The organism is Streptomyces sp. NPDC001348 (genome assembly GCF_053597535.1).
The window spans coordinates 1-25,271 of record NZ_JBSFIK010000052.1 but is presented as its reverse complement, the minus strand read 5'-3'; the positions used below and the strand labels follow the sequence as shown (position 1 = coordinate 25,271).

The 25,271-nt window shown below is 70.5% G+C and carries 25 protein-coding genes and 1 pseudogene; 16 read left to right on the top strand and 10 right to left on the bottom strand.

Annotated elements, in window-relative coordinates:
• Positions 1 to 72 precede the first annotated feature (72 nt).
• Complete coding sequence (locus ACWC21_RS36365) at positions 73 to 1,512, top strand: amino acid permease (protein ID WP_450888360.1); 1,440 nt, start codon at positions 73 to 75, stop codon at positions 1,510 to 1,512.
• On the opposite strand, the gene ACWC21_RS36360 is transcribed toward ACWC21_RS36365, so the two are convergent.
• Positions 1,472 to 1,924: an ATP-binding protein gene (locus ACWC21_RS36360; RefSeq protein WP_450888358.1), complete on the bottom strand. Its 453-nt coding sequence runs from the start codon at positions 1,922 to 1,924 to the stop codon at positions 1,472 to 1,474. The two genes, ACWC21_RS36365 and ACWC21_RS36360, sit on opposite strands and share 41 nt — an antisense overlap.
• A gap of 308 nt (positions 1,925 to 2,232) precedes the next feature.
• Here ACWC21_RS36360 and ACWC21_RS36355 point away from each other — a divergent pair, with 308 nt between their 5' ends.
• Entirely contained in the window at positions 2,233 to 3,060 is an 828-nt protein-coding gene (locus ACWC21_RS36355) for an enoyl-CoA hydratase family protein (protein ID WP_450888356.1), read from the top strand.
• Between the two features lies 1 nt (position 3,061).
• Positions 3,062 to 5,383, top strand: a complete 2,322-nt coding sequence (locus ACWC21_RS36350) for a bifunctional salicylyl-CoA 5-hydroxylase/oxidoreductase (RefSeq protein ID WP_450888354.1) — start codon at positions 3,062 to 3,064, stop codon at positions 5,381 to 5,383.
• Positions 5,384 to 5,396: 13 nt separating this feature from the next.
• Here ACWC21_RS36350 and ACWC21_RS36345 read toward each other — a convergent pair whose 3' ends face one another.
• On the bottom strand, positions 5,397 to 6,242 hold the full coding sequence (locus ACWC21_RS36345; protein ID WP_450888352.1) for a PaaX family transcriptional regulator: 846 nt from the start codon (positions 6,240 to 6,242) through the stop codon (positions 5,397 to 5,399).
• Positions 6,243 to 6,257: 15 nt separating this feature from the next.
• Positions 6,258 to 7,859, bottom strand: a complete 1,602-nt coding sequence (locus ACWC21_RS36340) for an AMP-binding protein (RefSeq protein WP_450888350.1) — start codon at positions 7,857 to 7,859, stop codon at positions 6,258 to 6,260.
• 143 nt (positions 7,860 to 8,002) lie between these two features.
• Between ACWC21_RS36340 and ACWC21_RS36335 the strand changes: the two genes are divergently transcribed.
• The 4 genes from ACWC21_RS36335 to ACWC21_RS36320 all read left to right on the top strand — a co-directional run bounded on the left by ACWC21_RS36335 (position 8,003) and on the right by ACWC21_RS36320 (position 11,711).
• Positions 8,003 to 9,130, top strand: coding sequence for an acyl-CoA dehydrogenase family protein (locus tag ACWC21_RS36335; RefSeq protein WP_450888348.1), 1,128 nt, complete (start codon positions 8,003 to 8,005; stop codon positions 9,128 to 9,130).
• Positions 9,127 to 9,525: a RidA family protein gene (locus ACWC21_RS36330; RefSeq protein WP_450888346.1), complete on the top strand. Its 399-nt coding sequence runs from the start codon at positions 9,127 to 9,129 to the stop codon at positions 9,523 to 9,525. Before ACWC21_RS36335 ends, ACWC21_RS36330 begins: the two co-directional genes overlap by 4 nt.
• A 116-nt stretch (positions 9,526 to 9,641) precedes the next feature.
• Complete coding sequence (locus tag ACWC21_RS36325; RefSeq protein WP_450888344.1) at positions 9,642 to 10,070, top strand: DUF6299 family protein; 429 nt, start codon at positions 9,642 to 9,644, stop codon at positions 10,068 to 10,070.
• Between the two features lie 273 nt (positions 10,071 to 10,343).
• Positions 10,344 to 11,711, top strand: coding sequence for a hypothetical protein (locus tag ACWC21_RS36320; RefSeq protein ID WP_450888343.1), 1,368 nt, complete (start codon positions 10,344 to 10,346; stop codon positions 11,709 to 11,711).
• Between the two features lie 31 nt (positions 11,712 to 11,742).
• On the opposite strand, the gene ACWC21_RS36315 is transcribed toward ACWC21_RS36320, so the two are convergent.
• Complete coding sequence (locus tag ACWC21_RS36315; RefSeq protein ID WP_450888417.1) at positions 11,743 to 11,880, bottom strand: hypothetical protein; 138 nt, start codon at positions 11,878 to 11,880, stop codon at positions 11,743 to 11,745.
• The gene (locus ACWC21_RS36310; RefSeq protein WP_450888341.1) at positions 11,877 to 12,326 is read right to left on the bottom strand and encodes an ATP-binding protein; all 450 of its coding nucleotides are present in this window, start codon (positions 12,324 to 12,326) and stop codon (positions 11,877 to 11,879) included. Before ACWC21_RS36310 ends, ACWC21_RS36315 begins: the two co-directional genes overlap by 4 nt.
• A gap of 173 nt (positions 12,327 to 12,499) precedes the next feature.
• Between ACWC21_RS36310 and ACWC21_RS36305 the strand changes: the two genes are divergently transcribed.
• The 3 genes from ACWC21_RS36305 (at position 12,500) to ACWC21_RS36295 (ending at position 14,505) form a co-directional block, all read left to right on the top strand.
• Entirely contained in the window at positions 12,500 to 13,399 is a 900-nt protein-coding gene (locus ACWC21_RS36305) for a helix-turn-helix domain-containing protein (RefSeq protein ID WP_450888339.1), read from the top strand.
• On the top strand, positions 13,396 to 13,587 hold the full coding sequence (locus ACWC21_RS36300) for a DUF397 domain-containing protein (RefSeq protein ID WP_450888338.1): 192 nt from the start codon (positions 13,396 to 13,398) through the stop codon (positions 13,585 to 13,587). Before ACWC21_RS36305 ends, ACWC21_RS36300 begins: the two co-directional genes overlap by 4 nt.
• A gap of 90 nt (positions 13,588 to 13,677) precedes the next feature.
• The gene (locus ACWC21_RS36295; RefSeq protein WP_450888337.1) at positions 13,678 to 14,505 is read left to right on the top strand and encodes a class I SAM-dependent methyltransferase; all 828 of its coding nucleotides are present in this window, start codon (positions 13,678 to 13,680) and stop codon (positions 14,503 to 14,505) included.
• A gap of 13 nt (positions 14,506 to 14,518) precedes the next feature.
• Here the strand turns inward: ACWC21_RS36295 and ACWC21_RS36290 are convergent, their stop codons facing one another.
• Positions 14,519 to 17,080, bottom strand: a complete 2,562-nt coding sequence (locus tag ACWC21_RS36290; protein ID WP_450888335.1) for a GH32 C-terminal domain-containing protein — start codon at positions 17,078 to 17,080, stop codon at positions 14,519 to 14,521.
• A 498-nt stretch (positions 17,081 to 17,578) separates the two neighbouring features.
• Here ACWC21_RS36290 and ACWC21_RS36285 point away from each other — a divergent pair, with 498 nt between their 5' ends.
• Positions 17,579 to 18,913 carry a glycoside hydrolase family 68 protein gene (locus tag ACWC21_RS36285; protein WP_450888333.1) on the top strand — a complete coding sequence of 445 codons (1,335 nt, stop codon included), beginning with the start codon at positions 17,579 to 17,581 and terminating at the stop codon, positions 18,911 to 18,913.
• Between the two features lie 85 nt (positions 18,914 to 18,998).
• Here the strand turns inward: ACWC21_RS36285 and ACWC21_RS36280 are convergent.
• Positions 18,999 to 19,305: pseudogene (locus ACWC21_RS36280) on the bottom strand (UDP-N-acetylglucosamine 1-carboxyvinyltransferase); the annotation flags it as partial.
• Here ACWC21_RS36280 and ACWC21_RS36275 point away from each other — a divergent pair.
• From ACWC21_RS36275 to ACWC21_RS36265, 3 genes are all read left to right on the top strand, one after another.
• Complete coding sequence (locus ACWC21_RS36275) at positions 19,265 to 19,486, top strand: hypothetical protein (RefSeq protein ID WP_450888415.1); 222 nt, start codon at positions 19,265 to 19,267, stop codon at positions 19,484 to 19,486. The pseudogene ACWC21_RS36280 and the gene ACWC21_RS36275 sit on opposite strands and share 41 nt — an antisense overlap.
• Positions 19,487 to 19,593: 107 nt before the next feature.
• Positions 19,594 to 20,052, top strand: coding sequence for a hypothetical protein (locus ACWC21_RS36270; RefSeq protein WP_450888331.1), 459 nt, complete (start codon positions 19,594 to 19,596; stop codon positions 20,050 to 20,052).
• On the top strand, positions 20,049 to 20,651 hold the full coding sequence (locus ACWC21_RS36265) for a DUF4291 domain-containing protein (protein WP_450888329.1): 603 nt from the start codon (positions 20,049 to 20,051) through the stop codon (positions 20,649 to 20,651). The genes ACWC21_RS36270 and ACWC21_RS36265 overlap by 4 nt, the downstream gene beginning before the upstream one ends.
• Before the next feature lie 166 nt (positions 20,652 to 20,817).
• On the opposite strand, the gene ACWC21_RS36260 is transcribed toward ACWC21_RS36265, so the two are convergent.
• The 3 genes from ACWC21_RS36260 to ACWC21_RS36250 form a co-directional block, all read right to left on the bottom strand.
• Complete coding sequence (locus ACWC21_RS36260) at positions 20,818 to 22,347, bottom strand: helix-turn-helix domain-containing protein (RefSeq protein WP_450888328.1); 1,530 nt, start codon at positions 22,345 to 22,347, stop codon at positions 20,818 to 20,820.
• A 64-nt stretch (positions 22,348 to 22,411) separates the two neighbouring features.
• Positions 22,412 to 22,609, bottom strand: a complete 198-nt coding sequence (locus ACWC21_RS36255) for a DUF4236 domain-containing protein (RefSeq protein WP_450888326.1) — start codon at positions 22,607 to 22,609, stop codon at positions 22,412 to 22,414.
• 76 nt (positions 22,610 to 22,685) lie between these two features.
• On the bottom strand, positions 22,686 to 23,084 hold the full coding sequence (locus tag ACWC21_RS36250; RefSeq protein WP_450888324.1) for a MerR family transcriptional regulator: 399 nt from the start codon (positions 23,082 to 23,084) through the stop codon (positions 22,686 to 22,688).
• A gap of 46 nt (positions 23,085 to 23,130) precedes the next feature.
• Here ACWC21_RS36250 and ACWC21_RS36245 point away from each other — a divergent pair, with 46 nt between their 5' ends.
• Positions 23,131 to 24,402, top strand: coding sequence for an MFS transporter (locus ACWC21_RS36245; RefSeq protein WP_450888323.1), 1,272 nt, complete (start codon positions 23,131 to 23,133; stop codon positions 24,400 to 24,402).
• A 209-nt stretch (positions 24,403 to 24,611) separates the two neighbouring features.
• Positions 24,612 to 25,163, top strand: coding sequence for a hypothetical protein (locus ACWC21_RS36240; RefSeq protein ID WP_450888321.1), 552 nt, complete (start codon positions 24,612 to 24,614; stop codon positions 25,161 to 25,163).
• Positions 25,164 to 25,271: the final 108 nt, after the last annotated feature.

Below are 25,271 nucleotides of genomic sequence, written 5' to 3'. Positions count from 1 at the left end.
ACCACCCCTTCCGGGGCCGCCGCAACGACCGACCCCGGTCGCCCCGCACCACCAGAAACGAGCACCACCCGCATGCCCGCTCCCCGCATCAAGCCCCCCGCGCTCCTCGTCGCCGAGTCCGGCGCCGACCGTGAAGGCCACGGCCTCAGGCGCACCATGGGTCTCTTCCAGCTGATCTGTTTCGGCGTCGGCGCGATCGTCGGCACCGGCATCTTCGTCGGCCTGTCCGACTCGGTCGCCCAGGCCGGCCCGGCCGTCGTCGTCTCCTTCGTCCTCGCCGCGATCACCTGCGTCTTCACCGCCCTCTCCTTCGCCGAGCTGGGCGGCGCGATCCCGGTCTCCGGATCGTCGTACTCCTTCGCCTACGCCGGCCTCGGCGAGTCCACCGCCTTCCTGGTCGGCTGGTGCCTGCTGCTGGAGTACGGCATCTCCATCTCGGCCGTCGCCGTCGGCTGGAGCCAGTACGTCAACGAACTGCTGCACAGCCTCACCGGATGGCGGCTGCCCGCCGCGCTCAGCGCGGGACCGGGCGACGGCGGGGTGGTCAACCTGCCCGCGGTGATCGTCATCGCCATGGGCTGCGCACTGCTCGTCCGCGGGGTCCGGGAGAGCGCCGGGGCCACCGCCGCCATGGCCGCCGTCAAGCTCGCCATCCTGGTCGCCTTCTGCGCGATCGGCTTCAGCGCCTTCAAGGACGGCAACCTCACCCCGTTCGCGCCCGCCGGCCTCGGCGGCATCGGCGCCGGCACCACGGCCGCGTTCTTCTCCTACATCGGCTTCGACGCGATCACCACCGCCGGCGAGGAGGCGAAGAACCCCCGCCGGGACATCCCGCTCGCGATCCTCGTCTGCATGGGCGTGGTCACCCTGCTGTACTGCGCGGTCGCCCTGGCCGCGACCGGCGCCATCGGCGGCGGCCAGGTGGCCGGCCGGCCCGCCGCCCTGTCGTACGTGGTCGACGAGGTCACCGGGTCGGCGATCGGCGGCGGTGTGATCGCCTTCGGCGCGGTCGTCGCCATCGCCTCCGTGGTGCTCGCGGTCATGTACGGCCAGACCCGCATCCTGATGTCGATGTCCCGGGACGGGCTGATCCCGCGCGTCTTCGAGAAGGTCTCGCCGAAGACCGCCACCCCGGTCGCCGGCACCCTGATCGTCGCCTTCGTGTTCGCGGTCCCCGCGGCCTTCGCCTCGCTGGACGCCGTGATGAACCTGTGCACCATCGGCACGCTCGCCATCATGGCCGTCGTCAACGTCTCGGTGATCGCCCTGCGCCGCCGCGAGCCGGGCCTCGCCCGCACCTTCCGGGTGCCGCTGTACCCGGTCGTCCCGCTGCTCGGCGTCGGCTTCTGCCTGTACCTGATGTACGAGACGGGCTGGGCGACCTGGATCCAGTTCGCGGTGTTCCTGGCCGTGGGCCTCGGGGTGTACGCCGGCTACGGGCGCCGCAACTCCCGGCTGGCCGGCGCGGAGGTCACAGCGGACGCCGCTGAGCGGGCACCACAGGCAGTCTGAACCACACCGCCTTGCCCGCCCCGGTGGGCCGGTGCCCGCACGAGGAGCTCAGGGCCTGGATCAGCAGCAGGCCCCGCCCGCCCTCGTCCCAGGGATCGGGCGCCTCGACCACCGCCCGGGCGAGGTTCCCGGGCGGTGCCGGGTCCGGGTCATGGACCTCGACCCGGCAGCCGGTCGAGGCCACCTCCACCACCAGCTCGATCGGGCCGGTGCCCGCGGTGTGCTCCACCGCGTTGGCGACCAGCTCCGCCGTGAGCAGCTCCGCGGTGTCGCAGTCGGCCGCGTGCTCCTGCTCGGCCAGCGCCGTGCGGACCAGCGCGCGGGCCACGGGCACCGCGGCGGCGGTGTGCGGCAGCGCGATGCGCCAGGAGGCGGGGGCTGAGTGGCGTTCGTACAAGGCGGGTCCGTTCATGGAGCAGGCTGTCCTGCTTTCAACCGTATGAATGGTACGGGCCCGGCCCGAGGCTCCTGAGGCGGGCACCGCATCCGGAGCCCTCGGCCCCGGTACCGGGCGGCTTACCCACGTGGGCGGCTCGCCTCGCGTTCCCGGCCCCGCTGTTACCGGAGTGTCGACGTCCCGTGACCGACGTGACCGGACCCGGGTGGACGCTCCAAGGCTGTCGCGTACTCGTGACGACAGTCACAAATGAGTGATAGCTTCTTGGGGTAGAGCCAGCAGAGCTACGTGAGGCACCGCCGCCCTCCAGGAGGCCGCACGTCATGAGTCCCTTCACCGGCTCCGCCGCCCGCACCCCGCGCTGGGAGCATCTGCGCGTCGGCCTCGCCGACGGGGTCGCCACCGTGACCCTCGCCCGCCCCGAGAAGCTCAACGCCCTCACCTTCGGCGCCTACGCCGACCTGCGCGACCTGCTCGCCGAGCTGTCCCGCGAGCGGTCGGTACGGGCCCTGGTGCTGGCCGGCGAGGGGCGCGGCTTCTGCTCCGGCGGCGACGTCGACGAGATCATCGGCGCCACCCTCGCCATGGACACCGCCCAGCTGCTCGACTTCAACCGGATGACCGGGCAGGTCGTCCGCGCCGTCCGCGAGTGCCCGTTCCCCGTGATCGCGGCCGTGCACGGCGTGGCGGCGGGAGCCGGAGCCGTGCTCGCGCTGGCCGCCGACTTCCGGGTCGCCGATCCGTCGGCCCGCTTCGCCTTCCTCTTCACCCGGGTCGGCCTGTCCGGCGGCGACATGGGCGCGGCCTACCTGCTGCCCAGGGTCGTCGGCCTCGGTCACGCCACCCGGCTGCTGATGCTGGGCGAGCCCGTGCGGGCGCCGGAGGCCGAGCGGATCGGCCTGATCAGCGAGCTGACCGAGGAGGGCGGCGCGGACCGGGCCGCCGCCGAGCTGGCCCGCCGCCTGGCCGACGGCCCGGCACTGGCCCACGACCGGACCAAGGCGCTGCTCACCGCGGAGCTGGACATGCCGCTGTCGGCGGCGGTCGAGCTGGACGCCTCGACACAGGCGCTGCTGATGAACGGCGAGGACTACGCCGAGTTCCACGCGGCGTTCACCGAGAAGCGGCCGCCCAAGTGGCGGGGGAGGTGACATGAGAGTCGCCGTGATCGGTGGCGGACCCGGCGGCCTGTACGCCGCGGCGCTGCTCAAGCGCCTCGACCCGGCCCGCGAGATCACCCTCTGGGAACGCAACGCCCCCGACGACACCTTCGGCTTCGGCGTCGTCCTCTCCGACGAGACCCTCGGCGGCATCGAGCACGCCGACCCGGTGGTCTACGCGGCCCTGCGGAAGGACTTCGTACGCTGGGACGACATCGACATCGTGCACCGGGGCGTACGGCACCGGTCGGGCGGCCATGGATTCGCCGCGCTCGGCAGGAAGCGGCTCCTGGAGATCCTGCACCAGCGGTGTGACGACCTCGGCGTCGAACTGCGCTTCCGCAGCGAGGCCCCCGACCCGGCGTCCCTCTCGAGGGCGTACGACCTCGTCATCGCCGCCGACGGCGTCCACAGCACCACCCGCGAGGCCCACGCCCCGGTGTTCCGGCCCCATGTGGCCACCCACCGGTGCCGCTACACATGGCTCGCCGCCGACTTCCCCTTCGACGCCTTCCGCTTCGAGATCGCCGAGACCGAACACGGCGTGATGCAGCTGCACGGCTACCCGTACGCCCGCCCGTCACCCGACCACCACCCCTCAACGGGGCCCTTCGGGCCACAGCATCCGTCCGGCGCCTCCACCGTGATCGTGGAGATGCGCGAGGAGGTGTGGCGGGCCGCCGGGTTCGACGAGCTGGGTGAGCAGGAATCCCTCGAGCGCTGCGCCAAGATCTTCGCCGACGCGCTCGGCGGACGTCCGCTGCGCTCCAACAGGTCCGCCTGGACCACCTTCCGTACGGTCGTCAACGACCGCTGGGTACACGGCAACGTCGTCCTCCTCGGCGACGCCGCCCACACCGCGCACTTCTCCATCGGCTCCGGCACCAAACTCGCCGTCGAGGACGCCCTCGCCCTGGCCGCCTGCCTGGCGGAGCAGCCCACCCCGGCCGAGGCGCTGGCCGCGTACGAGGCGGAGCGCAGGCCGGTGGTCGCCTCGACCCAGCGGGCCGCCCGCGCCAGCCTCGAATGGTTCGAGAACCTCCCGCTGTACCTCGGCCAGCCGCCTCACCGGTTCGCCTTCAACCTGCTCACCCGCAGCCGCCGCGTCACCCACGACAACCTGCGGCTGCGTGACCCCCGCTGCACCGAGGCCGTGGAGCGCGAGTTCGGCTGCCCGCCCGGTACGCCCCCGATGTTCACCCCGTTCCGGCTGCGCGGCCTGACCCTGCGCAACCGCGTCGTCGTCTCGCCCATGGACATGTACTCGGCGACGGACGGCGTCCCCGGTGACTTCCACCTCGTGCATCTCGGCTCCCGGGCACTCGGCGGCGCCGGGCTGGTGATGACCGAGATGGTGTGCGTGAGCGAGGAGGGCCGGATCACCCCCGGCTGCACGGGGCTCTGGACCGGCAGGCAGACCGAGGCCTGGCGGCGGATCACCGACTTCGTGCACACCCGGGCGCCCGGCACGGCGGTCGGCGTGCAGCTCGGCCATGCCGGCCGCAAGGGCTCGACGCGGTTGATGTGGGAGGGCATCGACGAGCCGCTGCCCGAGGGCAACTGGCCGCTCGTGGCCGCCTCACCACTGCCGTACAGGCCGGGCAGCCAGGTCCCGCGCGAGCTGTCCCGCGCCCAGCTCACGGACATCCGCGAGCAGTTCGCCGCCGCCGCCTGTCGGGCCGCCCGCGCCGGTTTCGACCTGCTGGAACTGCACTGCGCCCACGGCTATCTGCTCTCCGGGTTCCTCTCCCCGCTCACCAACCTGCGGACCGACGCCTACGGGGGCTCGCCGGGGAAACGGCTCCGCTTCCCCCTGGAGGTCTTCGACGCCGTACGCGCGGTGTGGCCGGAGGAGAAGCCCATGACCGTGCGGATCTCCGCCACGGACTGGGCCGAGGGCGGCAACACCGCCGAGGACGCCGTGGAGATCGCCCGCGCCTTCGCCGCGCACGGCGCCGACGCGATCGACGTGTCGACCGGCCAGGTGGTCGCCGGGGAACACCCCGAGTACGGGCGGTCGTACCAGACGCCGTTCGCCGACCGCATCCGGAACTCGGCGGGCGTCCCGGTGATCGCGGTCGGTGCGATCTCCTCCTGGGACGACGTGAACTCCCTGATCCTCGCGGGCCGTACGGATCTGTGCGCGCTGGCCCGGCCGCACCTCTACGACCCGCACTGGACGCTGCACGCGGCGGCCGAGCAGGGCTACGAGGGCCCGGGCGTCGTCTGGCCCGCGCCGTACCGGGCGGGCAGCCGCCGCCCGCAGACCGGCCGCACGGACGCCCCCAAGCCCCGGCTCACCTTGCGGAGCTGACCTCCGCCCGTCCTCAGGTCCGGCGCTGGTCGGACAGGGACTGGCTCACACCGGCCACGAACCCGGCCCCCGCGTCCCGCAGCCGCTCGTGCAGCCCCCGGAACACCGCGGCCGAGCGCACCCCCGGCCAGTCGGCGGGCAGCAGCCGGGCGGGCAGCCCGGGGTCGGTGTAGGGCAGGTGGCGCCAGGAGTCCAGGGCGAGGAGGTAGTCGCGGTACGCCTCCTCCGGCGGGGTGTCCGCGCGCCGCTCCCAGGCGTGCAGCACAGGCGCGTGCACGTCGAGGAACGCCTCGTGCGCCTTGGCGATCGCCGTCAGGTCCCACCAGCGGGCGACCGCCTCCACGGTGGGCGCGAAACCCAGGTGCTCACCGCGGAAGAAGTCGACGTACGGATCGAGGCCGAGGCGGGCCAGGGTGTGCCGGGTCTCCTCGTGCAGCCGGGCCGGCGCGATCCACACACCGGGGGCCGCCGTGCCGAAGCCCAGGCCGGCCAGCCGGGAACGCAGGACGTGCCGTTTCTGCCGCTCCGACTCCGGCACCGAGAACACGGCGAGCACCCAGCCCTCGTCCCGGGGGGCCGCCGTGGCGTAGATGCGCCGGTCGCCGTCGTCCAGCAACTGCAGCGCCTCGGGTGAGAGCTCGTACCCGGCCGCGCCCTCGGCGGTACGGGCCGGCACCAGCAGTCCGCGCCGTTTCAGCCGGGAGACCGACGAGCGCACGGAGGGCGCGTCCACGCCGACCGCGGCCAGCAGTCTGATCAGCTCGGCGACGGGCATCGGGCCGGGCATGAAGCGGCCGTACGCGCCGTAGAGCGTGACGATGAGGGATCGGGGGGCGTGCTGGTCGGACACGTTGATCATTTTAAGTCTTCGACATCACTGCTGGTCACCTTGGTCACGCAGACGGAAGCGCTGGAGCTTGCCGGTCGCGGTGCGCGGCAGCGCGTCGAGGAGGACGAACTCGCGCGGGCACTTGTACGGTGCCAGCTCCGACCGGAGATGGGCGCGCAGCGCCTCGGTGTCCCGGTCCGCGCCCTCCTTCAGTACGGCGTACGCCACCACGACCTGCCCGCGCGCCTCGTCGGGCCGTCCGACGACCGCAGCCTCCACCACGTCCGGGTGACGCAGCAGCGCGTCCTCCACCTCCGGGCCGGCGATGTTGTACCCGGCGGAGATGATCATGTCGTCGGCGCGAGCCACATAGCGGAGGTACCCGTCGCACTCCCTGACATACGTGTCCCCGGTGAGGTTCCAGCCGCCGCGCACGTACTCCCGTTGCCGGGGATCGGCCAGGTAGCGGCAGCCGACCGGACCGCGCACCGCCAGCAGACCGGGCTCGCCGTCGGGCACCGGGTCGCCGTGCTCGTCCTGCACCCGCGCCTGCCACCCGGGCACCGGCAGGCCGGTCGTGCCGGGCCGGATGTGCTCGTCGGCGGCGGAGACGAAGATGTGCAGCAGCTCGGTCGCGCCGATGCCGTTGATCACCCGCAGCCCGGTGCGCTCGTGCCAGGCCCGCCAGGTCGCGGCGGGCAGGTTCTCCCCGGCGGAGACGCAGCGCCGCAGGGACGACAGGTCGTGGCCGGCGGTTGCCTCGAGTTCCCCGAGCATCGCCCGGTACGCGGTCGGCGCCGTGAACAGCACCGACACCCGGTGCTCGGCGATCGCGGGCAACAGCTGTCTCGGACCGGCCTGTTCGAGGAGCAGGGCACTGGCCCCGGCCCGCAGCGGGAAGATCACCAGGCCGCCGAGGCCGAAGGTGAAGCCCAGCGGGGGACTGCCGGTGAAGACGTCGTCCGCCCGGGGCCCGAGCACATGCCGGGAGAAGGTGTCCGCGATCGCCAGCACGTCCCGGTGGAAGTGCATGCACCCCTTGGGGCGACCGGTGGTGCCCGAGGTGAACGCGATCAGCGCCACGTCGTCGGACGCCGTGTCCACCGTCCGGTACGGGGTGCCGGGTGACGCGAGGGCCAGGAGGTCGTCCGGCGCGTCACCGCCGTACGTCGTGATCCGCAGGCCCGGTACGTCGGCCTTGACCAGGTCGTCCACGGCCCGGACGTCGCACAGGGCGTGCCCCACCCGCGCGATCCCGCACATCGTCGCCAGCTCGTGCGGGCGCTGCTGGGCCAGCACGGTCACGGCGACCGCGCCCGCCTTCAGCACCGCCAGCCAGCAGGCCGCGAGCCAGGGTGTGGTCGGGCCGCGCAGCAGGACCCGGTTGCCGGGGACCACCCCCAGGTCGCGGGTGAGCACGTGGGCCACATGGTCGACGCGGGCGCGCAGGTCGCCGTACGTCCAGGACGGTCCGGTGGGCGTGTGGAACACCGGGCGCCCCGGGTCGGCGTGGTCCAGCAGTTCGGCCGCGCAGTTCAGCCGGTCCGGGTAGCGCAGCTCCGGCAGGTCGAAGCGCAGCTCGGGCCATTCGCCGGGCGGCGGGAGGTGGTCGCGCGCGAAGGTGTCGACGTGTGCCGAGACATGCATGGCGGTTCGCCCCCTTGCCGGACTGGCGCTGATGGTGGGCTCGCGCAAGGAGCGTATCGTCTTGGTGACGGCAGTCAACCGGACGCGATACCGTCGGGGCGCGGGGGAGCCACGGGGGAGAAACGGGAGAGGAGACCGGCGAGTTGTCCGCATTCTCGCTCGAACCGGAACAGGCCGCCCGGTGCGCCGAACTGCGCACCCTGGCCGCCGAACGACTGCGCCCGATCGCCGACAAGGGTGAGCCGGGCCGCGTCAACCGCCCGCTCGTCGCCGAACTCGGCCGACTGGGCCTGACGGCCCGGCTGTTCACCTCCGGCGCGCTGGACCTGTGCCTCGTGCGGGAGTCCCTGGCGTACGCCTGCACCGAGGCCGAGACCGCCCTCGCCCTCCAGGGCCTGGGCGCCCACCCCGTCCACGTCCACGGCACCCCGGCCCAACGCGGGCACTGGCTGCCCCGGGTGGCCGACGGCAGCGCCGTGGCCGCCTTCGCACTGAGCGAGCCGGGAGCGGGATCGGACGCGGCGGCGCTCTCCCTCACGGCCGAACCCGACGGCCCCGGGCGCTGGCGGCTCACCGGGGAGAAGTGCTGGATCTCCAACGCCCCCGAAGCCGACTTCTACACCGTGTTCGCACGCACCACCCCCGAAGCGGGCGCCCGCGGGGTGACCGCCTTCCTGGTCCCCGCCGAGCGCCCCGGCCTCACCGGCTCCGCCCTGGAGATGCTCTCCCCGCACCCCATCGGCAGCCTCGTCTTCGACGCCGTACCCGTCACCGCGGACGACGTCCTCGGCGGGACGGACCGCGGCTTCCGGGTGGCCATGGGCACCCTCAACCTCTTCCGGCCCAGCGTCGGCGCCTTCGCCGTCGGCATGGCGCAGGCCGCGCTGGACGCCACCCTCGCCCACACCGCGCGGCGCGACGCCTTCGGCGGCAGGCTGAGCGACCTGCAGACCGTCGCCCACCGGGTCGCCGAGATGGCGCTGCGCACCGACGCGGCACGCCTGATGGTGTACGCGGCGGCCACCGCGTACGACGCGGGAGCCCCGGACGTCCCCAAGCGCTCGGCCATGGCGAAGCTGCTCGCCACCGAGACCGCGCAGTACGTCGTCGACGCGGCGGTCCAGCTGCACGGCGCCCGCGCCCTGCGCCGCGGCCACCTCCTCGAACACCTCTACCGCGAGGTGCGCGCCCCACGTGTCTACGAGGGCGCCAGCGAGGTGCAGCGCGGCATCATCGCCAAGGAGCTGTACGCCCATGGGGAGGCCCGATGACCGCCGAGCGTGTCAACCCGCCCGAGCTCTCCCCGCCGACCGGCTTCTCCCACGCCGTCGTCGCCACCGGCGGCCGGATCGTCTTCCTCGCCGGCCAGACCGCGCTCGACCCCGACGGCAAGGTCCTCGGCGACACCCTCCCCGAACAGTTCGAGCAGGCCCTCGGCAACCTCCTCACCGCCCTGCACGCGGCCGGCGGCACACCCGCCGCTCTCGCCCGCGTCACCGTCTACACCACCGACGTCGCCGCCTACCGAGCCCACGCGCCCGAACTCGGCCGCATCTGGCGCGGGTCGGCGGGCCGCGACTATCCGGCGATGGCCGTGGTGGAGGTGGTCCGGCTGTGGGACGAGAAGGCGATGGTCGAGCTCGACGGGTTCGCCGTACTGCCGTGACCCCGGGGCGGGCCGCCGGCACGCGGGACGCGCCACCGATTGAGTGACGATCACACCGGGAGCGCCCCGCGGGCGGTACAGGTGGAGGCCGCACCCCATGATCCGGGAGGTACTCCATGCCCCTGCGTCCCGTCCTCGGCGCCACCGCCGGCGCCGCCGCCCTTCTGTTCGCGGCCGTCACCCCCGCGACCGCCGGCCCGTCCGAGACCCTCACCGTCGACCGCACGGGCCGCGTCGCCTCGGACGGCACCGTCACCCTCTCCGGCACCTACCGCTGCAGCGTCACCGGCACGAGTCCGGTCTACGTCGGCGCCTCCCTGAGGCAGGACGGCTCCGGGGTCCGGCACGGCATCGGCGGGAGCCGCGCCCAGTGCGACGGCGCCGAGCACCACTGGGAGAACTCCGGCCGGGTCACCCAGGACCGGTTCGAGCCCGGCGCGGCGCGCGTCGAGGCCACCGTCGTGGAGCTGCGCCCGGATGACGGCATCCCGGTGCCGCACTTCCACGCCGACCGCGAACAGGACGTGACCCTGCTCCGGCCCTGACCGCACGCGCCAGGTGGCCGCCACCGCAACTCCGGGCCCGTCACAAGTGGTGCGCGGGTGAATGTTGCGGAGGCGAACCCGCCGGATTCGGTGCCCCCCACCTCTGTACAGCGCCCGTGACCTGCAGGAACGCTCAGGTCGCGGGTCGGTGTGCGGCAGCTCCGCGGCACACGGCCCACTCGGCGGACGGTAGCGTTCCGCCTAGGGGACATCCGACCGGGTCGGCGTCCTGTCCCCGCGGAAGGCCGAAGCACCGACAGCTCAGGGCAGACAGTGACCTGGACAACCGACGACAACGAGTGGGCTCCGCGCTCTTCGGGCGGGATTCGCACCATCCCCTCGCGGCCGTCGGCGGTCCTCGCCCGGTTCGTTCCGCCCGCGGGCCTGTCGATGTCCGTGGCGGGCGTCGTGCTGTTCGGGCTGGTCGGCGCGAGCGCCCCCAACTACAGCACACTGAGGGCGGCGACGGGCCTCCTCCGGCTGCCCCCCATACCCGGCGTCCTCAGCATGGCGGCCACGCTGGCAGCCATAACGCTGTCCTGCCTCGGAACGCTCCTGACCCTCAAGGCGCACCGGGACGGCTGGAGCCCCGACCCCCGGCGCCTCTTCCACCTCGGCGCCCTCGCCACGGTCGTCCTGGCCAACGTCACCCCCGTCGGCTCCTCCGACACGGCCAGCTACGCCGCCTACGGCCGCATCACCGCGCTCGGCGGCGATCCGTATCTGACCACCCCCGCCCAGCTGGGCGGCGGCTACGCCGACCTCGTGGGCGCCGCCTGGCGGGACGCGCCCTCGGTGTACGGGCCGGTCGCGACCTGGTGGCAGTCCGCCGCGGCGTTCGTCGGCGGCGACCGGCCCTGGCTGACGATCTCGGTCCTGATGCTCGCCAACGCGGCCGCGTTCCTGGGCACCGGCTACCTGCTGATGCGCACCGCCGACGATCCCGTCCGGGCCGGGCTGCTGTGGACCGCCAACCCGCTCCTGATCGGCCTGATGGTCGTCGGCGGGCACCTGGACACCATCGTCGCCTGTCTGGCCGTCTGTGCGGTCGGCCTCGCCACCCGGACCACCGGACGGCACCACGACGCGACGGTCGGCGTGCTCGTCGGCCTGGCCTGCGGGGTCAAGATCAGCGCCGCCCTGCTCGGCGTCGGGCTGGCCTGGCCGTTGCTGAACTCCGGCGCCTGGCGACGGGCCCTGCGGCAGCTTTCGGCCGCCGCACTGACACTGGCCGGCGTCTACAGCGTCTATGGAGCGCACGCGTTCGCCCCGCTCTCCGCGGCCACGCACCAGATCTCCAGACCCTCGGTGTGGGAGGTGTTCGACCGGTTCGGCACCGCCTCGCTGGGACCCGGTGCCGCCTCGACCGTCATCCGCCTGCTGTGGCCCGTCCTCATGCTGGCGCTCGCCGCGACACTGCGCCACCGGGTGCCGGCGGACACCCCCGCTGCCGCCGCCGTGACGTTCGCGCTCGCCTTCGCGTGGATCCTCACGGCACCGTGGTCGATGCCCTGGTACGCGGCTTTCGCCTGGGCGCTCGCGGCCATGTACCGCCAGGGCCGGGCCACCGCGTACCTCGTGGTGGTCACCGCGGTCATGGCCCTGTTCCACAGCGGTGGCGGGCACGGCTGGAGCGGGTGATGGACGCCCGCGATACATGATCATGCGTCGGTCACGCCTCGGCGGCCGCGTGGACGCGCCGCCCCTCCACGAAGGTCTGCAGTATGCGGGTGGCGGCGATCTCCTCGGGCGGGCCCTGCTGCTGGAGGCGTTGGTGGGGCGGGCTCCGGGGGCCGGACAGGGCGATCATCCGCGGGCCGGCGTGGAGAGCACCGCCCGTACGGTCTTGCCGCCAGGCGGGTGGGGGACGAAGTCCCAGTGGTCGGCGAGTGCGGCGACGAGCGTCAGACCGCGCCCGCCGAGGGGGAGCGCATCGGGGTCGCCGGTGCCCGTCGCGATCCGCGGGCGGAGATCCCCGCGGGCGTCGGTGACCTCCACACGGAGACGGCCCGCCGATGGGTCGAAGGCGAGCGTGAGCCGGAAACAGCGGCCGGGGACACGGCCATGGGTCACGGCGTTGGCGGCGAGCTCCGCGACCACGGCCTCGGCGCGCTCCGTGAGGTCCTGCGGGACGCCCCAGGAGCCCAGCTCGGTCACGGCGAGCAGCCGGGCGAGCCGGGCGCCGCGCCGTGTGACGGACAGCAGCTGCGTGAAGGTGCGGGGCGGCGCGTTGAGCTGCGCAGACGCTTGGTTCATGGCGTCAGCGTGGCGGTTGGCGGAGGGGCGGGGGGAGTGCGGCGCCCCGTACGCGGAGTGAGCGTACGGGCACTCTGGGTGGACAGTACGCAAGGCGTTGCGACACGCTGATCGGTGCACAAAGGGGCCGAGAGGACGAGTCGTCGCGGTCCCGTACGGAGAAAGGGCGGCGGATGGACATCGTCGAAGGGGGCGCGGCCGGGGCCGAGCGCGGAACCGGAAGCGTCGGCGTGCGGTCGGCTCCGGCGGGGGACTGGGAGCGGGAACCCCACCCGTCCGACAGTCTGCGCACGTTCGGCGCGGTCGTCCAGGCGTTACGCGAACACGCGGGACTCAGCCGGGTCGACCTCAGTACCCGGGTCCAGTACTCCAAACACACCGTGGAGTCGGTGGAGTTGGGCCGCCGGATGCCGGACCAGGCGTTCGTGGAGCGCGCCGAGGAGGCCCTCGGCAACACCGGCGCGCTGCGTAAGGCCGCCCGGCACCTCACCCGGGGTGAGGCGGGCCTCGCGGCCTGGTTCCGGCGCTGGGCCCGGCTGGAACGGGAGGCGGTGAGCCTGTGCACGTACGAATGCCGGTTGGTGCCGGGGCTGTTGCAGTCGGAGGCGTACGCACGGGCGGTGTTCGAGGGCACGATCCCGCTGCGCACCGACGAGGAGTTGGAGGCACAGCTCACCGCGCGCATGGAACGGCAGGCGATGATGCGGGAGCGCCCCACCGTGCCGTTCAGCTTCATCGTCGAGGAGCACGTGTTCCGGCGGCGGTTCGGTGACGCCGAGGTGATGCGTGAGCTGCTGGACCATGTGCTGGAGCGGAGCGCTCCGCGCAACGTGACGCTTCAGGTGGTGCCGCTGGAGGCGGGGTTGCACGCGTGCCTGGATGGGCCCGTGCAGGTTCTGGAGACCCCGGAGGGGCGACGGCTCGCGTACTCCGAGGGCCAGGAGAACGGACGGCTCATCTCCGACCCGAAACAGGTGAGTGTGCTCTGCCAGCGCTATGAAACACTGCGCTCGCAGGCCCTGAGCCCCAACGAATCGCGGGCCCTGCTGGAGCGACTGCGAGGAGAGCTATGAGCAGCGGTACGACGGAACTCGCCTGGTTCAAGTCCAGCTACAGCGGCAGCCAGGGCGACAGTTGCGTGGAGGTCGCGATCGCCGAACAGGCCGTCCACGTAAGGGACTCCAAGGACGTGTCCCGCCCCGCCCTCGCGGTGGGCCGGGAGGGCTGGGGACGGTTCGTGCGGTTCGCTTCGGAACGCTGAGCGGTGGCGTGCCGGGATGCGGCCGGCACGCCCGGGCGCTGGCCACCCATTGACTGCCTGACACCGGCTGTTCGCGCTTGGATGGAGTCCATGAGCATCGATGAGCACGAGCGGCTGATGCGCACCAACCAGGAGAACTGGGACGCGCGCACCCCGGTGCACGTGGCCAGCCGGTTCTACGGCCTCGACCAGGCCCTTGACCCCGCCCGCTGGTTCGCCCCCTTCGAGTGGGACGATCTCGGGGACCTTGACGGACGTGACGTCCTGCACCTCCAGTGCCATCTCGGCACAGAGACGATCGCCTTCGCACAACGAGGAGCGCGGGCCACGGGGCTCGACTTCTCCTCGGCGTCCGTGGTGGCGGCCCGCGCCGTCGCGGAGCAGGCGGGGCTCGACGTGACGTACGTACAGGCGAACGTCTACGACGCCGTCGAGACTCTCGGTGAGCAGCGCTTCGACGTCGTCTACACCGGCAAGGGAGCCCTGTGCTATCTCCCTGACCTCCCCCGGTGGGCGCATACCGTCAGCCGCCTGCTGCGTCCTGGCGGCCGGTTGTACGTCGTCGAATTCCATCCGCTCCTCAACGCCCTCGGCCTGAAGCCCGCACCGGGTGAGGGACCCGAGCTACTGCTGCGCCACGACTACCTCGGCGGCCGTGGACCCGTTCACCGCGATGCGACGTACACGTACACCGACGGACCCGCGATCGAGGGCGTGCGGGACAGCTACGAATGGATGCACGGCATCGACGAGGCCGTCAACGCGGTGACAGAGGCGGGGATGACCATCCGGCGACTGCGGGAGCACGACGAGCTGCCGTGGCCGCGCTGGCCGCACATGGTCCGTACACCGTCCGGCTGGTGGCGGCTGCCCGAGCCCCGGATCCCCCTGCTGTACAGCCTGCTGGCGGTCCACTGACGCGGGTCACCCATCACTGGTGGGCGGAGTCGAGGTGCCAGACGACGGCCTTGTCCAGCTTCACCGAGCCGTTCTCGGCGAACACCTGCACGCCTTGGCCTGCGGGGTCGGGGAAGATCTGATCGGTGATCACGGCCTCGCCACTGCCGCCGAAGACCTCGACGGACGACCAGTCGACGAGGATCCGAAGACTCACCTTGCCGTCCTTCGCCTTCAGCGGTGCTGTCTGGACGCCGGGGAAGGTGCTGTTGAAGTCGACTGCGCCGGAGTGGCTGCGGTCGACGTACAGCTCCTGTGTCGTGGTGTCGTAGCCGATGACGGTCTCCTCGCCGTTCGCACCCGTGCGCACCTTCAGGCCGAAGCGTTCGGCGTCCTTGAGGGAGAAGGTCGCCTCGATGTCGAGGGCCTTGCCCTCGGCCGCTGCGCCGATCAGGGGCTTGGAGGTGTCCTTGACAGTGGTGCCGACCGCGGACGCAGAGGGTCCCTGCCGCAGTGACGTGACGCTGTTCACGGGCCGGCTGGTCAGCCGGATGCGGCCGTCGACGGTGCGCAGGGCCATCTCCCGGGGGATGCTCTGGGCGCCGCGCCAGGGTGAGGTGGGGATGGCGCCGCTGTAGTCCCAGTTGTTCATCCAGCCGATCATGTACCGCTTGCCGCCCGGCGCGTTCTCCCAGGAAACGGCCGCGTAGTAATCCTTGCCGTAGTCGGCCCAGTTGGCGCGCTGGACGACGGACTTCGCGGGAGCGTCGGCTTCGGTGAACCGGTCGGCGAGGATGTGGCCCCAGCCGGTGGTGTTCATGTCGACGATCTGGATCCGCGCCTTCTTGCCGGCGTAGGGGCGCATGTCGAAGGAGGTCCAGTCCAGGGTCTCGCTGTTGGCGCCGGTGGCGCTGCGGACGACCTTGCCGTCGACGATCAGATTGACGGACGTCTCCTGGGAGACAGGATGGGCCTGGGCGTCCGAGAGCATGATGTGGTCGACGTTGAGGTGGCCCCAGCCGCCGCTGTTGTCGTCGACGACCTTGATCTGAGCCTTCTTGCCGACGAGGTCCTTGACGTCCCAGGAGGCCCAGTCGAGTGCCTCGCGGTCCTGTCCGGTGGTGCTGCGGACCACCTGGCCGTCGACGAGGAGTTCGACGGCGGTCGGGTTGTCGGAGCCGACGGGGTGGTTGCCGCCGCCGACCAGGAAGTTGACGTAGTCCTTGTCTATGGTGAACTCGGGTGAGGTGAGGGCGCCGGTGGTGGAGTCGCCGTTCCGGTAGCTGTTGACCAGGCCGCTTCCCAGGAAGCCGGAGACTTCCTGCTGGCTGGGAAGGGTGCCGGTGGCCGGTGCGGTGCCGAAGGCGTCCCCGGTGGCCGTCCAACCACCGTAGGTGCCGCCCTCGAAGTCGGCGAGGACCGGACCCGCGGGTGGCGGGCCCTGCTCCATGACGGTTCCGTCCACGTGCGGGTGCCGACCACCGCCGACCTTGAAGTTCAGGTACTTGCTGTCGACGGTGAAGGAGGGCGAGGTCAGGGCGCCGGTGGTGCCGTCGCCCGAGTGGAAGCTGTTGGCGAGGCCCTTGCCGTCGTAGCCGGAGACGGTCCCCTGTCCGTCCAGCGTCCCGGCTGCCGGCGCCGTGCCGAAGGCGGTGCCGGTGGTCGTCCACGACCCGAAGTCCGTGCTCTCGAAGTCCTGCACCACCGTGCCGGTGGGAGGGGTGTAGGCGCCCTCGTCCTCGGGGGTGAACTTCTTGCCGTCGTAGTCGCCGACGAAGTACTGGGCGGCCGAACCGCCCGCGATACCACCGGGGTTGATGTTGACGATCAGGACCCACTTGACCTTGTTCGGGTCCCCGTCGACCGCGAGGGGGAACAGGTCGGGGCACTCCCACACGCCGCCCGTCGCGCCGGCCGGCCCGAACTCGCTCTGCAACTCCCAGTCCTTGAGGTTCTTCGACGAGTAGAACCGCACCTTGTGCTCGGCGGACAGCGACACCGTCATGAGCCAGCTCTTCGTCGGCTCGTACCACTGGACCTTGGGGTCGCGGAAGTCCTTGGAACCGATGTCGATGACGGTATTGCCCTGGTACTTGGTCCAGGTACGGCCGCGGTCGGTGCTGTAGGCGATCGACTGTGCCTGGATGCCTGTGCTCTTGTTGTGACTGGTGTAGATCGCGACCATGGGCGGGTTCGTCTTCGTGCCGAACCCGGTGGTGTTGTCCCAGTCGACGACCGCGCTGCCGGAGAACACCATCTCGTTGTCGTCGTACGACAGGGCGAGTGGCAACTGCTTCCAGTGCACGAGGTCCGTGCTCACCGCGTGGCCCCAGGACATGTCACCCCAGGAGTTGCCGTTGGGGTTGTACTGGTAGAAGAGGTGATACTCGCCCTCGTAGTACACAAGGCCGTTGGGGTCGTTCATCCAGTTCTTCTCCGGGGTGAAGTGGAACTGGGGCCGGTAGGTCTCGGAGTACGGCGGGATGTCGGCGGCGAGCTCCTGAGGGGTGAGCGGAGTGGCGGACAGGGCGCAGACGGTCGCCACCGCCGCCAGCATCCGCACGCAGGCCTCCCGGGACACATGTCCAGAGCTCATGGTGCCTCCTGTGCTGTGGCTCCACTGTGCCGAGCCTGGAACTCGGCGCGGACCGACCGGAAGTGACACCCGGTCGGCGTCCACGCAGCCGACCAGGAGTGTCATCGTTGACTGGTGTCAACGATGACATCGAGTGGCCCGATGATGCGCGGGATCCCGCCACGCGTCAACGGTTCAGGCGGAATTGCCCGGCGCGGCCCGCCCAGCCCGGCCGAACCGAATCAAACGATCACGTGCGGAAAGCGGAAGGCGCCTGGCTGGTGGTCGTGCCTCGCCGCACGACCACCACCGGGGCCTGATCGTCGGCAGTCGAACCAGTTCCACGCCGTCCCGTGATTGCCCTGTCGGGAAGTTGCCTGCCTGTCAGCTCCCCGGAACCGGAAGTTCATCGACGAGGGCGAGAGGTGGGGGGAGTGCCTCGCGAGAAGGGGGGTAACCGCGCATTCGATCGCTTCCGGTTCTGTTCCATTCGACCACCCTCTTGGGGAAGGACGACGCATGCGCAGAGCACGAAGAGTGCTGCTCCGGGTGGCCACGGCTTTAGTGGCCATCGCGGCGCTGGGCGGTGTGGCGACACCGGCTTCCGCCGACACACCGGCCTCGTCCCGGACGGGAACGCGGCAGTACGGCGCGGACGACGACTACACCGCCGTCTGGTCCCGCGCGGACGCGTTGAAGCTCCGGCAGGACAAGACCAACACCGCCCCCCGTGTGTCGCCCGACTTTCCGGTGATCAGCGACAAGGTGTGGCAGTGGGACACCTGGCCGCTGACAAGGCTCGACACGAAGACCGCCACCTACAAGGGCTGGCACGTCATCTTCGCGCTGACGGCCCCGCGCTCGGTCCCCTTCGGTGACCGGCACTGGTACGCGAAGATCGGCTACTACTACTCGCGTGACGCCAAGAGCTGGAAGTACGGCGGCGACCTGTTCCAGCCCGGCACCGCGTTCGGCTCACGTCAGTGGGCCGGCTCGGCGGCGCTCGTCGGCGACAAGGTGTACTCCTTCTACACTGCCTCCGGACGCGACAACGGTGGGGTCGACCCCAACGATCCCCTGCAGCGCCTGGCGATGGCGAGCGGCCGGATCCACGCGGACAGGACCCACGTGTGGTTCGACGGGTTCCGCAACCACCGCATCATCGCCGAGGCCGACGGCAAGCTGTACCAGACCATGCAACAGTCCCAGGCGGGCCCGATCATCTACGCCTTCCGCGACCCGTTCGTCTTCCGGGACCCGAGGGACCGCAAGATCCACATCTTGTTCGAGGGCAATACGGCCGGTGTCGCCGGCAGCTACCGGTGCACCAGGCGCGACATAGGTGACGTCCCGCCCGGCCATGAGGTGCCGGAGAACGCGAAGTACTACACGGGCAACATCGGGCTGGCCACGGCTGACAGCGACAGCATGGGCAAGTGGCGGCTGCAGCCCCCGCTGCTGTCGGCCAACTGTGTGAACCAGCAGACCGAACGGCCTCACCTGGTCATCCGCCACGGCAAGTACTACCTGTTCACCATCAGCCACAAGTTCACGTTCGCGCCGGGGCTGAGCGGCTGGGACGGCCTCTACGGGTTCGCCGGTCCGTCCCTGCGCAGCGACTACAAGCCGCTCAATGACAGCGCACTGGTCCTGGGCAACCCGGAGGACGCCCCGACGCAGCAGTACTCGCACTACGTGATGCCCAACGGGCTGGTGGAGAGCTTCATCGACACGGTCCCGACCGCCGACGGCGGGACCCGCTTCGGCGGCACCCTGGCCCGCACGCTCCTGCTGTCCCTGAAAGGCGACAGGACCAGCCTCGTCAAGCAGTTGGACTACGGCTTCATCCCGTAACCGATCCACAGTCCAGCAACCCGCGTGGCGGGCCACGTCCATCGTGGCCCGCCACGGCCGTTCGAAGCACCGAATCCCGCAGCTTTCAGATGTCCCGGAAGATCTCGATCTGCGCCCCGATCGAGTTCAGCCGTTCGGCGAGGTCCCTCGGCGGCACGCCAGCGGGTCGGGCCCTCGACCAGGACGCGGTGCGGGGCGAGCAACTGGAGCCGTCCGCCGAGGCGGTTGGGGTCGGTCAGGTAGATCGCGCGGTTGTCGTAGACCCAGTCGTGGATCAGTGTCTGGCCCCGGGCGGACGCGGCGATCGCCGTGAAGAACGGGACGTTGTCGATGTTCAGGCCGGGGAACGGCATGGGCTGGATCTTGTCGACCGCCGGCCGTCTGAGCATCGAACCCGTTCGGCCAGATCGGGGCTTCACCAAGCAGGAGTGGAAGCAGCTGAAGAAGTATTACCCGGAGATATCGGACCCCACAATGGGGCCTGACCTGTATGGACTGCCTGGGGAAGTGATCGACAAAATGCGCAAGGTCGTCATTCCCGGGTCTGGTAAAATTGTTCAGGATTTCGGGTGAAAGTAGGAGATGTGCTGCACGGGATCGAGGGTGTGGAGCGAGAATTCGCCCGGGTTTCCGGACGGCCCGAAAGTGACCCTGACACCCCTGTCCTCGCCCATGTCGCGGTGAAACCGAATGGTGATCCCGAGGCGTACGCCAACAGGTGGCGCGGTGTCTTCGCCGCGGTGTTCGCCCTTGCCGCGCACGCGGACTTCGACGAGGACGAGCTGCGTGTGGACACCCTTCCCGGCTGGTTCGTGCAGATTTGCGAGGGCGGTGCTGCCGCCGACCCGTTCGCCGTCGACGGACGGGAGCGTTACACCGAGCGGACCGGTGACGGGCCCTGGGAGATCCAGGACTGGCTCTCCCGCTTCGACCCCGAACTGGAGGCGAGGGGCTGGGCATTCTGGGATCTCACGCACTCTGCCGACGGCAGTGGGCGGCTGAACGTATGGCTGGACACGTGGGGCGAGCCGTTCTCCTGGGAGGAACTGCGCTGGCTCCTGTACACCTGTGGCGCGGAGTCCCTCGCCGACCCGGTGGTGACCAAGTCCGATTCCTGGGCGCAGGAACAGTCCGCATGAGCGACACGACGCCCTCGCACCAGGTCCGGGCGGTCTTCGACGACGAGGTCATCACCGTCTACCAGGCGTATGCCGACAGCATCGCCGCGCCCGCCCTTCGGGCTGGCACCTTCGTCGATCCGTTCAAACGGGCGCGCATGACGTGGATCAAGCCGTCGTTCCTCTGGATGATGTACCGCTGCGGTTGGGCGACCAAGCCCGGCCAGGAGCGGGTCCTCGCCATCGACATCACGAGAGAGGGTTTCGAGTGGGCCCTCGCGAACGCCTGCCTCAGCCATTTCGACCGCACCCGCTTCGCCACGGAAGCGGCTTGGCGGGAAGCGCTGCGGACCAGTCCCGTCCGGGTCCAATGGGATCCCGAGCGTGACTTCGGGCTGAATCCGCTGCCCCATCGTGCCATCCAGATCGGGCTGTCGGGCGAGGCCGTGGACCGGTACGTGGACGACTGGATCACGTCGATCCGGGATGTGACGCCACTCGCCCAAGCGGTGCATGCGGCGGTCGTCGCAGGTGACGAAGACGCGGCACGGGGGCTTCTTCCCGCTGAACGACCGTACCCGCTGACCGACGACCTCGTGGGCCGGATCGGCCGACGATGAGTGAGCGGGACAGGTCGCCGTCGTCGGGCGGCCTTTCCGCTCGGTCCGTACGTGTCCTCAAGGTGGGCCCATGGTCCCGGGAAAGTCCCGGAGGCGCCGCCACGTCCCCTCCACACCCGCGTTTCACAGGTCATCAGGGGACTGGCGACGCGTTTTCCGAGGATCCTCAGATGTCCCGGAAGATCTCGATCTGCGCCCCGATCGAGTTCAGCCGTTCGGCGAGGTCCTCGTACCCCCGGTTGATGACGTACACGTTGCGCAGCACCGACGTGCCCTCGGCGGCCATCATCGCCAGCAGGACGACCACGGCGGGCCGCAGCGCGGGCGGGCACATCATCTCGGCGGCGCGCCAGCGGGTCGGGCCCTCCACCAGGACGCGGTGCGGGTCGAGCAACTGGAGCCGTCCACCGAGGCGGTTGAGGTCGGTCAGGTAGATCGCGCGGTTGTCGTAGACCCAGTCGTGAATCAGCGTCTGGCCCTGGGCGGACGCGGCGATCGCCGCGAAGAACGGGACGTTGTCGATGTTCAGCCCGGGGAACGGCATGGGGTGGATCTTGTCGATCGGCGCCTCCAGCTTGGAGGGCCGGACGGTGAGGTCCACCAGCCGGGTGCGGGCGTTGTCGGCGACGTACTCCGGGCTGCGGTCGTGGTCGAGGCCCATCTCCTCCAGGACGGCCAGCTCGATCTCCAGGAACTCGATCGGCACCCGACGCACCGTCAGCTCCGACTCGGTGACCACGGCGGCGGCCACCAGGCTCATCGCCTCGACCGGGTCCTCCGAGGGGGAGTAGTCCACGTCGACGTCGATGTCCGGTACACCGTGCACGGTGAGTGTGGTGGTGCCGATGCCCTCGACCTTGACTCCCAGCGCCTCCAGGAAGAAGCAGAGGTCCTGGACCATGTAGTTGGAGGAGGCGTTGCGGATGACCGTGACGCCGTCGTGCCGGGCGGCGGCCAGCAGCGCGTTCTCGGTGACGGTGTCTCCGCGTTCGGTCAGCACGATCGGCCGGACCGGCCGCACCGAGCGGTCCACCACCGCGTGGTACTGACCCTCGGTCGCCGCGATGTCCAGCCCGAACCTGCGCAGCGCGATCATGTGCGGCTCGATCGTCCGCGTGCCCAGGTCGCAGCCGCCGGCGTACGGCAGCTTGAAGCGGTCCATGCGGTGCAGCAGGGGGCCGAAGAACATGATGATGGACCGGGTGCGGACCGCCGCCTCCGCGTCGATCGCCGCGATGTCCAGCTCGGCCGGCGGCACCAGTTCCAGGTCGACACCGTCGTTGATCCAGCGGCTGCGGACCCCGATGGAGTTGAGCACCTCCAGAAGGCGGTACACCTCCTCGATGCGCGCCACCCGGCGCAGCACCGTGCGCCCCTTGTTGAGCAGCGAGGCGCACAGCAGCGCTACGCAGGCGTTCTTGCTGGTCTTGACGTCGATGGCGCCCGAGAGCCGGCGTCCGCCGACCACGCGCAGATGCATCGGGCCCGCGTAGCCCAGCGACACGATCTCGCTGTCCAGGGCTTCACCGATTCGGGCGATCATCTCAAGGCTGATGTTCTGGTTGCCGCGCTCGATGCGATTGACGGCGCTCTGGCTGGTGCCGAGCGCCTCCGCGAGCTGTGCCTGCGTCCAGCCTCGGTGGTGCCGCGCGTCACGGATGAGCTTGCCGATGCGTACGAGGTAGTCGTCTGCCATGGGGTTGAGGTTATCTCAGATATGAGATGGCGCCCGTTGGGGGGTCCGTTCGGGTGATGTCCCGTCAATCACCCCTGGTCGAGCGGGTGCGACGCCACCCGAAAGGACCCGGCAAATCCATGGATGTCGTATTACGTCCGGTACTGCTGTGGGTGTGGCGCGGGCCGTGCCTGCCGCCGGTCGTGATGGACCAGGAGTGCCGGTTGATGTTCAGCCGGACGCCGGGCAGGATCCGGAAGCTCTTGCGGAACGTGAGCGGCATGTCTGCCTCCTTCTGTGCTCACCGGTCTGAGTGCCGCTCAACCCGGATACCCCGCCTGTGTCGCCGGAAGCCGGTCTCAGGCGTCGTCTTCCGGCGTGCCGGGCGAGAGCAGCTGACAGCTGTCGAAGTTCATGCACCCGCAGACGAGGCAGTCGGCGACGGCGTTGCGCAGGGCTTGCGTCTCCTGGATGAACCGGTCCAGTTCGGGGATCTTGCGCTCGGCGAGAGTGCGCCATTGCCTGGTGGCGCCTCGGTTGGCGTCGGTGTCCAGCAACTGGCGGATCTCGGCGAGGGTGAATCCGGCCCGCTGCGCCATTTTGATCAGGGCGATCCGCCGCAGGGTGTTGGCCGGATAGACGCGCCGGCCTGTGACGCGCCGGGCGGGTGGCAGCAGGCCGACGCTCTCGTAGTAGCGCAACGCCGAGGGCCGCATCCCGACCTGCCGCGCGAGATCACCGATGCCCAGTTCTCGCACTGCTCCCCCTTGACTTCAAGCGCGCTTGAACCACGAGTCTGACGCGGTGCCTCTTTCCACGACAACCCGCTTGTTGCCGCCGACGTATCGGCCGTTGTTCGCCCACGCCGGGTTCCGGCGGATCTTGCCGGCCCTGGCGGCCTCCGACCTCGGTGACGGGATGAGTGTGGTCGCCGTGGCGTGGTTGGCCGTCGTGATCGCGCCTCCTGGCCGGTCGGGGCTGGTCGTCGGTGCCGCGGTCGCCGCCCATGCCCTTCCGGGGGCCGCTGGAGCGCTGGTCTTCGGCCGTTGGCTGAGGCGCCTGGCTCCTCGGCGGTTACTGGCCGCGGACAGTTGGCTCCGTGCGTCGCTTCTCGGGTGCGTGCCGTTGGCCTGGGCGGCCGGAGTGTTGCACCCGGTCGTCTATGTCGTACTGCTGGCCGGGTCGTCGGTGCTGCATGCCTGGGGTGGTGCCGGGAAGTACGCCCTGCTCTCCCGGATGCTTCCGCCGGATCAGCGCCTGGCGGCGAACGCGCTGGTCAGTTCGAGTTCCTCGGCGTCCGTCATCGTGGGGCCCGCACTCGCCGGATTCCTGGCGGCGGCCGTCGGGCCGGCCTGGATCATCGGCCTCGACGCCTTGTCCTTCGCCGTCCTCGCCGTCCAGGTCGGTCGGACGGCCGACGTGGCCGAGGCGGTGGAGGCACCTGCGCCGGCCGGCACCGGCCGATCGGCCGCCGGCCTGCACTTGCTGCGCAGGCAGCCCGAGCTTCTCGGGGTTCTCGCGTTGACGTGGTTCTTCAACTTCCTCTACGGGCCGGTGGAGGTCGCGCTTCCCTTGCACGTCACCGATGACCTTCATTCGGGCGCGAGCCTTCTCGGGTTGTACTGGACCCTGTTCGGGTCGGGTGCCGTCCTTGGCGGACTGACGGCCGGTGCTTTGGGCAGGCTTCCGCTGTGGCCGGTCACCCTGGGCATCGTCGCGGGCTGGGGTCTGGTGCTCGTGCCCTTCGGCCTGGGTGTGTCGGCCGGAATCTCCCTGGTGTGCTTTGCGCTCGGCGGCATGATCTACGGACCCTTCACCGCACTGTCCTACACCTTGTTCCAGGACCGCACCCCGGCGGCTTGGCTGACCACGGTCCTGGCCGTCCGGGGTGCCGCCCTTCTCACCGCCTCCCCGGTGGGCACCGCGCTCGGCGGCCCTCTCAGCGCCGCCATGGGGCCCCGGCAGGTGCTGGCCGCCTCGGGGCTCGCAACCATCACTCTCGCCGTCGTCGCCGCCGGAGTACGGACCTGGGGGAAGCGCCGGGCGTATGCGAGACCTGTCGCTGAGGAGACTTGAGCGGCCTCGACCTTCGGTTCCGTGACGTCGGCGAGGTGCCGGCGGGAAGGCCACTGTCACGGAGACAGGGTGACAGCGGGTGTCCTGTCTCAACGAAGTGAGTCGATCCTCGACCGCTGACCTGGTCGGACTATTTTCGTTGAGACCGTTAGATCGGCCGAAGACCGTAGTGAGCACTGGTTGTCGGGATCATCCGCGACACTGTGTCCATGCATTCGACCATCCGTGACTGCGTGCCAGGCGCGATGCCCGCCACGTATCGAGAACGCCGAGCCGCTCTGAAGAAGCGGGCGGTAGTCCGTCTGCGCAAGGGGCCCATCAGGCCGCCCTTCCCTCAATACATGCAAAATATGAGCCAAAGGGTGCTGAAGGAGGCGGTCTCAGCTGATGGTCGCTGGTTGCGAGGAAGCCGCATCTACCTGGTGGAGTTTCAGGGTGTCGACCAGTATGTGAAGGTGGGGCGGGTTGGCTCCGGCCGTTCACCCGCCGGCCCGGATCAGTGGCTGAAGCGCATCCGGCACCACGAGAGCATCGCTGCCGTGCACGGCTGCGCCCTGGTTGATGCATGGGTGTCCGTTCCGATTCAGCAGCCGGAGAGGGTTGAAGCGAATCTGTTGCAGGAAATCCGTGCTGTCCCTGGCGTGAACTGTGTGAGTCGGGAGTACTTTCAGGGGCTGCCGTTCGAGCAAGCAGTGGAAGTAACCGAATCACGGTCGGACTGGGGGTGGGCGATACTCGAGGCCACCTCTCTCTTGGGCTGATCCAGGGCGGGTGCAGGGCGGTTTCAAGTTCCGGGATTGGGTGGATCGTCCGCGTTGAGCGGGAGTTGACGCGGCAACAGCACAGGCACGAGACCGGTGATCATCAGG

Coding starts and splice junctions, on each gene's coding strand:
- ACWC21_RS36365 (WP_450888360.1), top strand. CDS start 73: ATGCCCGCTCCCCGCATCAAGCCCCCCGCGCTCCTCGTCGCCGAGTCC.
- ACWC21_RS36360 (WP_450888358.1), bottom strand. CDS start 1,924: ATGAACGGACCCGCCTTGTACGAACGCCACTCAGCCCCCGCCTCCTGG.
- ACWC21_RS36355 (WP_450888356.1), top strand. CDS start 2,233: ATGAGTCCCTTCACCGGCTCCGCCGCCCGCACCCCGCGCTGGGAGCAT.
- ACWC21_RS36350 (WP_450888354.1), top strand. CDS start 3,062: ATGAGAGTCGCCGTGATCGGTGGCGGACCCGGCGGCCTGTACGCCGCG.
- ACWC21_RS36345 (WP_450888352.1), bottom strand. CDS start 6,242: ATGATCAACGTGTCCGACCAGCACGCCCCCCGATCCCTCATCGTCACG.
- ACWC21_RS36340 (WP_450888350.1), bottom strand. CDS start 7,859: ATGCATGTCTCGGCACACGTCGACACCTTCGCGCGCGACCACCTCCCG.
- ACWC21_RS36330 (WP_450888346.1), top strand. CDS start 9,127: ATGACCGCCGAGCGTGTCAACCCGCCCGAGCTCTCCCCGCCGACCGGC.
- ACWC21_RS36325 (WP_450888344.1), top strand. CDS start 9,642: ATGCCCCTGCGTCCCGTCCTCGGCGCCACCGCCGGCGCCGCCGCCCTT.
- ACWC21_RS36315 (WP_450888417.1), bottom strand. CDS start 11,880: ATGATCGCCCTGTCCGGCCCCCGGAGCCCGCCCCACCAACGCCTCCAG.
- ACWC21_RS36310 (WP_450888341.1), bottom strand. CDS start 12,326: ATGAACCAAGCGTCTGCGCAGCTCAACGCGCCGCCCCGCACCTTCACG.
- ACWC21_RS36305 (WP_450888339.1), top strand. CDS start 12,500: ATGGACATCGTCGAAGGGGGCGCGGCCGGGGCCGAGCGCGGAACCGGA.
- ACWC21_RS36300 (WP_450888338.1), top strand. CDS start 13,396: ATGAGCAGCGGTACGACGGAACTCGCCTGGTTCAAGTCCAGCTACAGC.
- ACWC21_RS36295 (WP_450888337.1), top strand. CDS start 13,678: ATGAGCATCGATGAGCACGAGCGGCTGATGCGCACCAACCAGGAGAAC.
- ACWC21_RS36290 (WP_450888335.1), bottom strand. CDS start 17,080: ATGAGCTCTGGACATGTGTCCCGGGAGGCCTGCGTGCGGATGCTGGCG.
- ACWC21_RS36285 (WP_450888333.1), top strand. CDS start 17,579: ATGCGCAGAGCACGAAGAGTGCTGCTCCGGGTGGCCACGGCTTTAGTG.
- ACWC21_RS36275 (WP_450888415.1), top strand. CDS start 19,265: ATGGGCTGGATCTTGTCGACCGCCGGCCGTCTGAGCATCGAACCCGTT.
- ACWC21_RS36265 (WP_450888329.1), top strand. CDS start 20,049: ATGAGCGACACGACGCCCTCGCACCAGGTCCGGGCGGTCTTCGACGAC.
- ACWC21_RS36260 (WP_450888328.1), bottom strand. CDS start 22,347: ATGGCAGACGACTACCTCGTACGCATCGGCAAGCTCATCCGTGACGCG.
- ACWC21_RS36255 (WP_450888326.1), bottom strand. CDS start 22,609: ATGCCGCTCACGTTCCGCAAGAGCTTCCGGATCCTGCCCGGCGTCCGG.
- ACWC21_RS36240 (WP_450888321.1), top strand. CDS start 24,612: ATGCATTCGACCATCCGTGACTGCGTGCCAGGCGCGATGCCCGCCACG.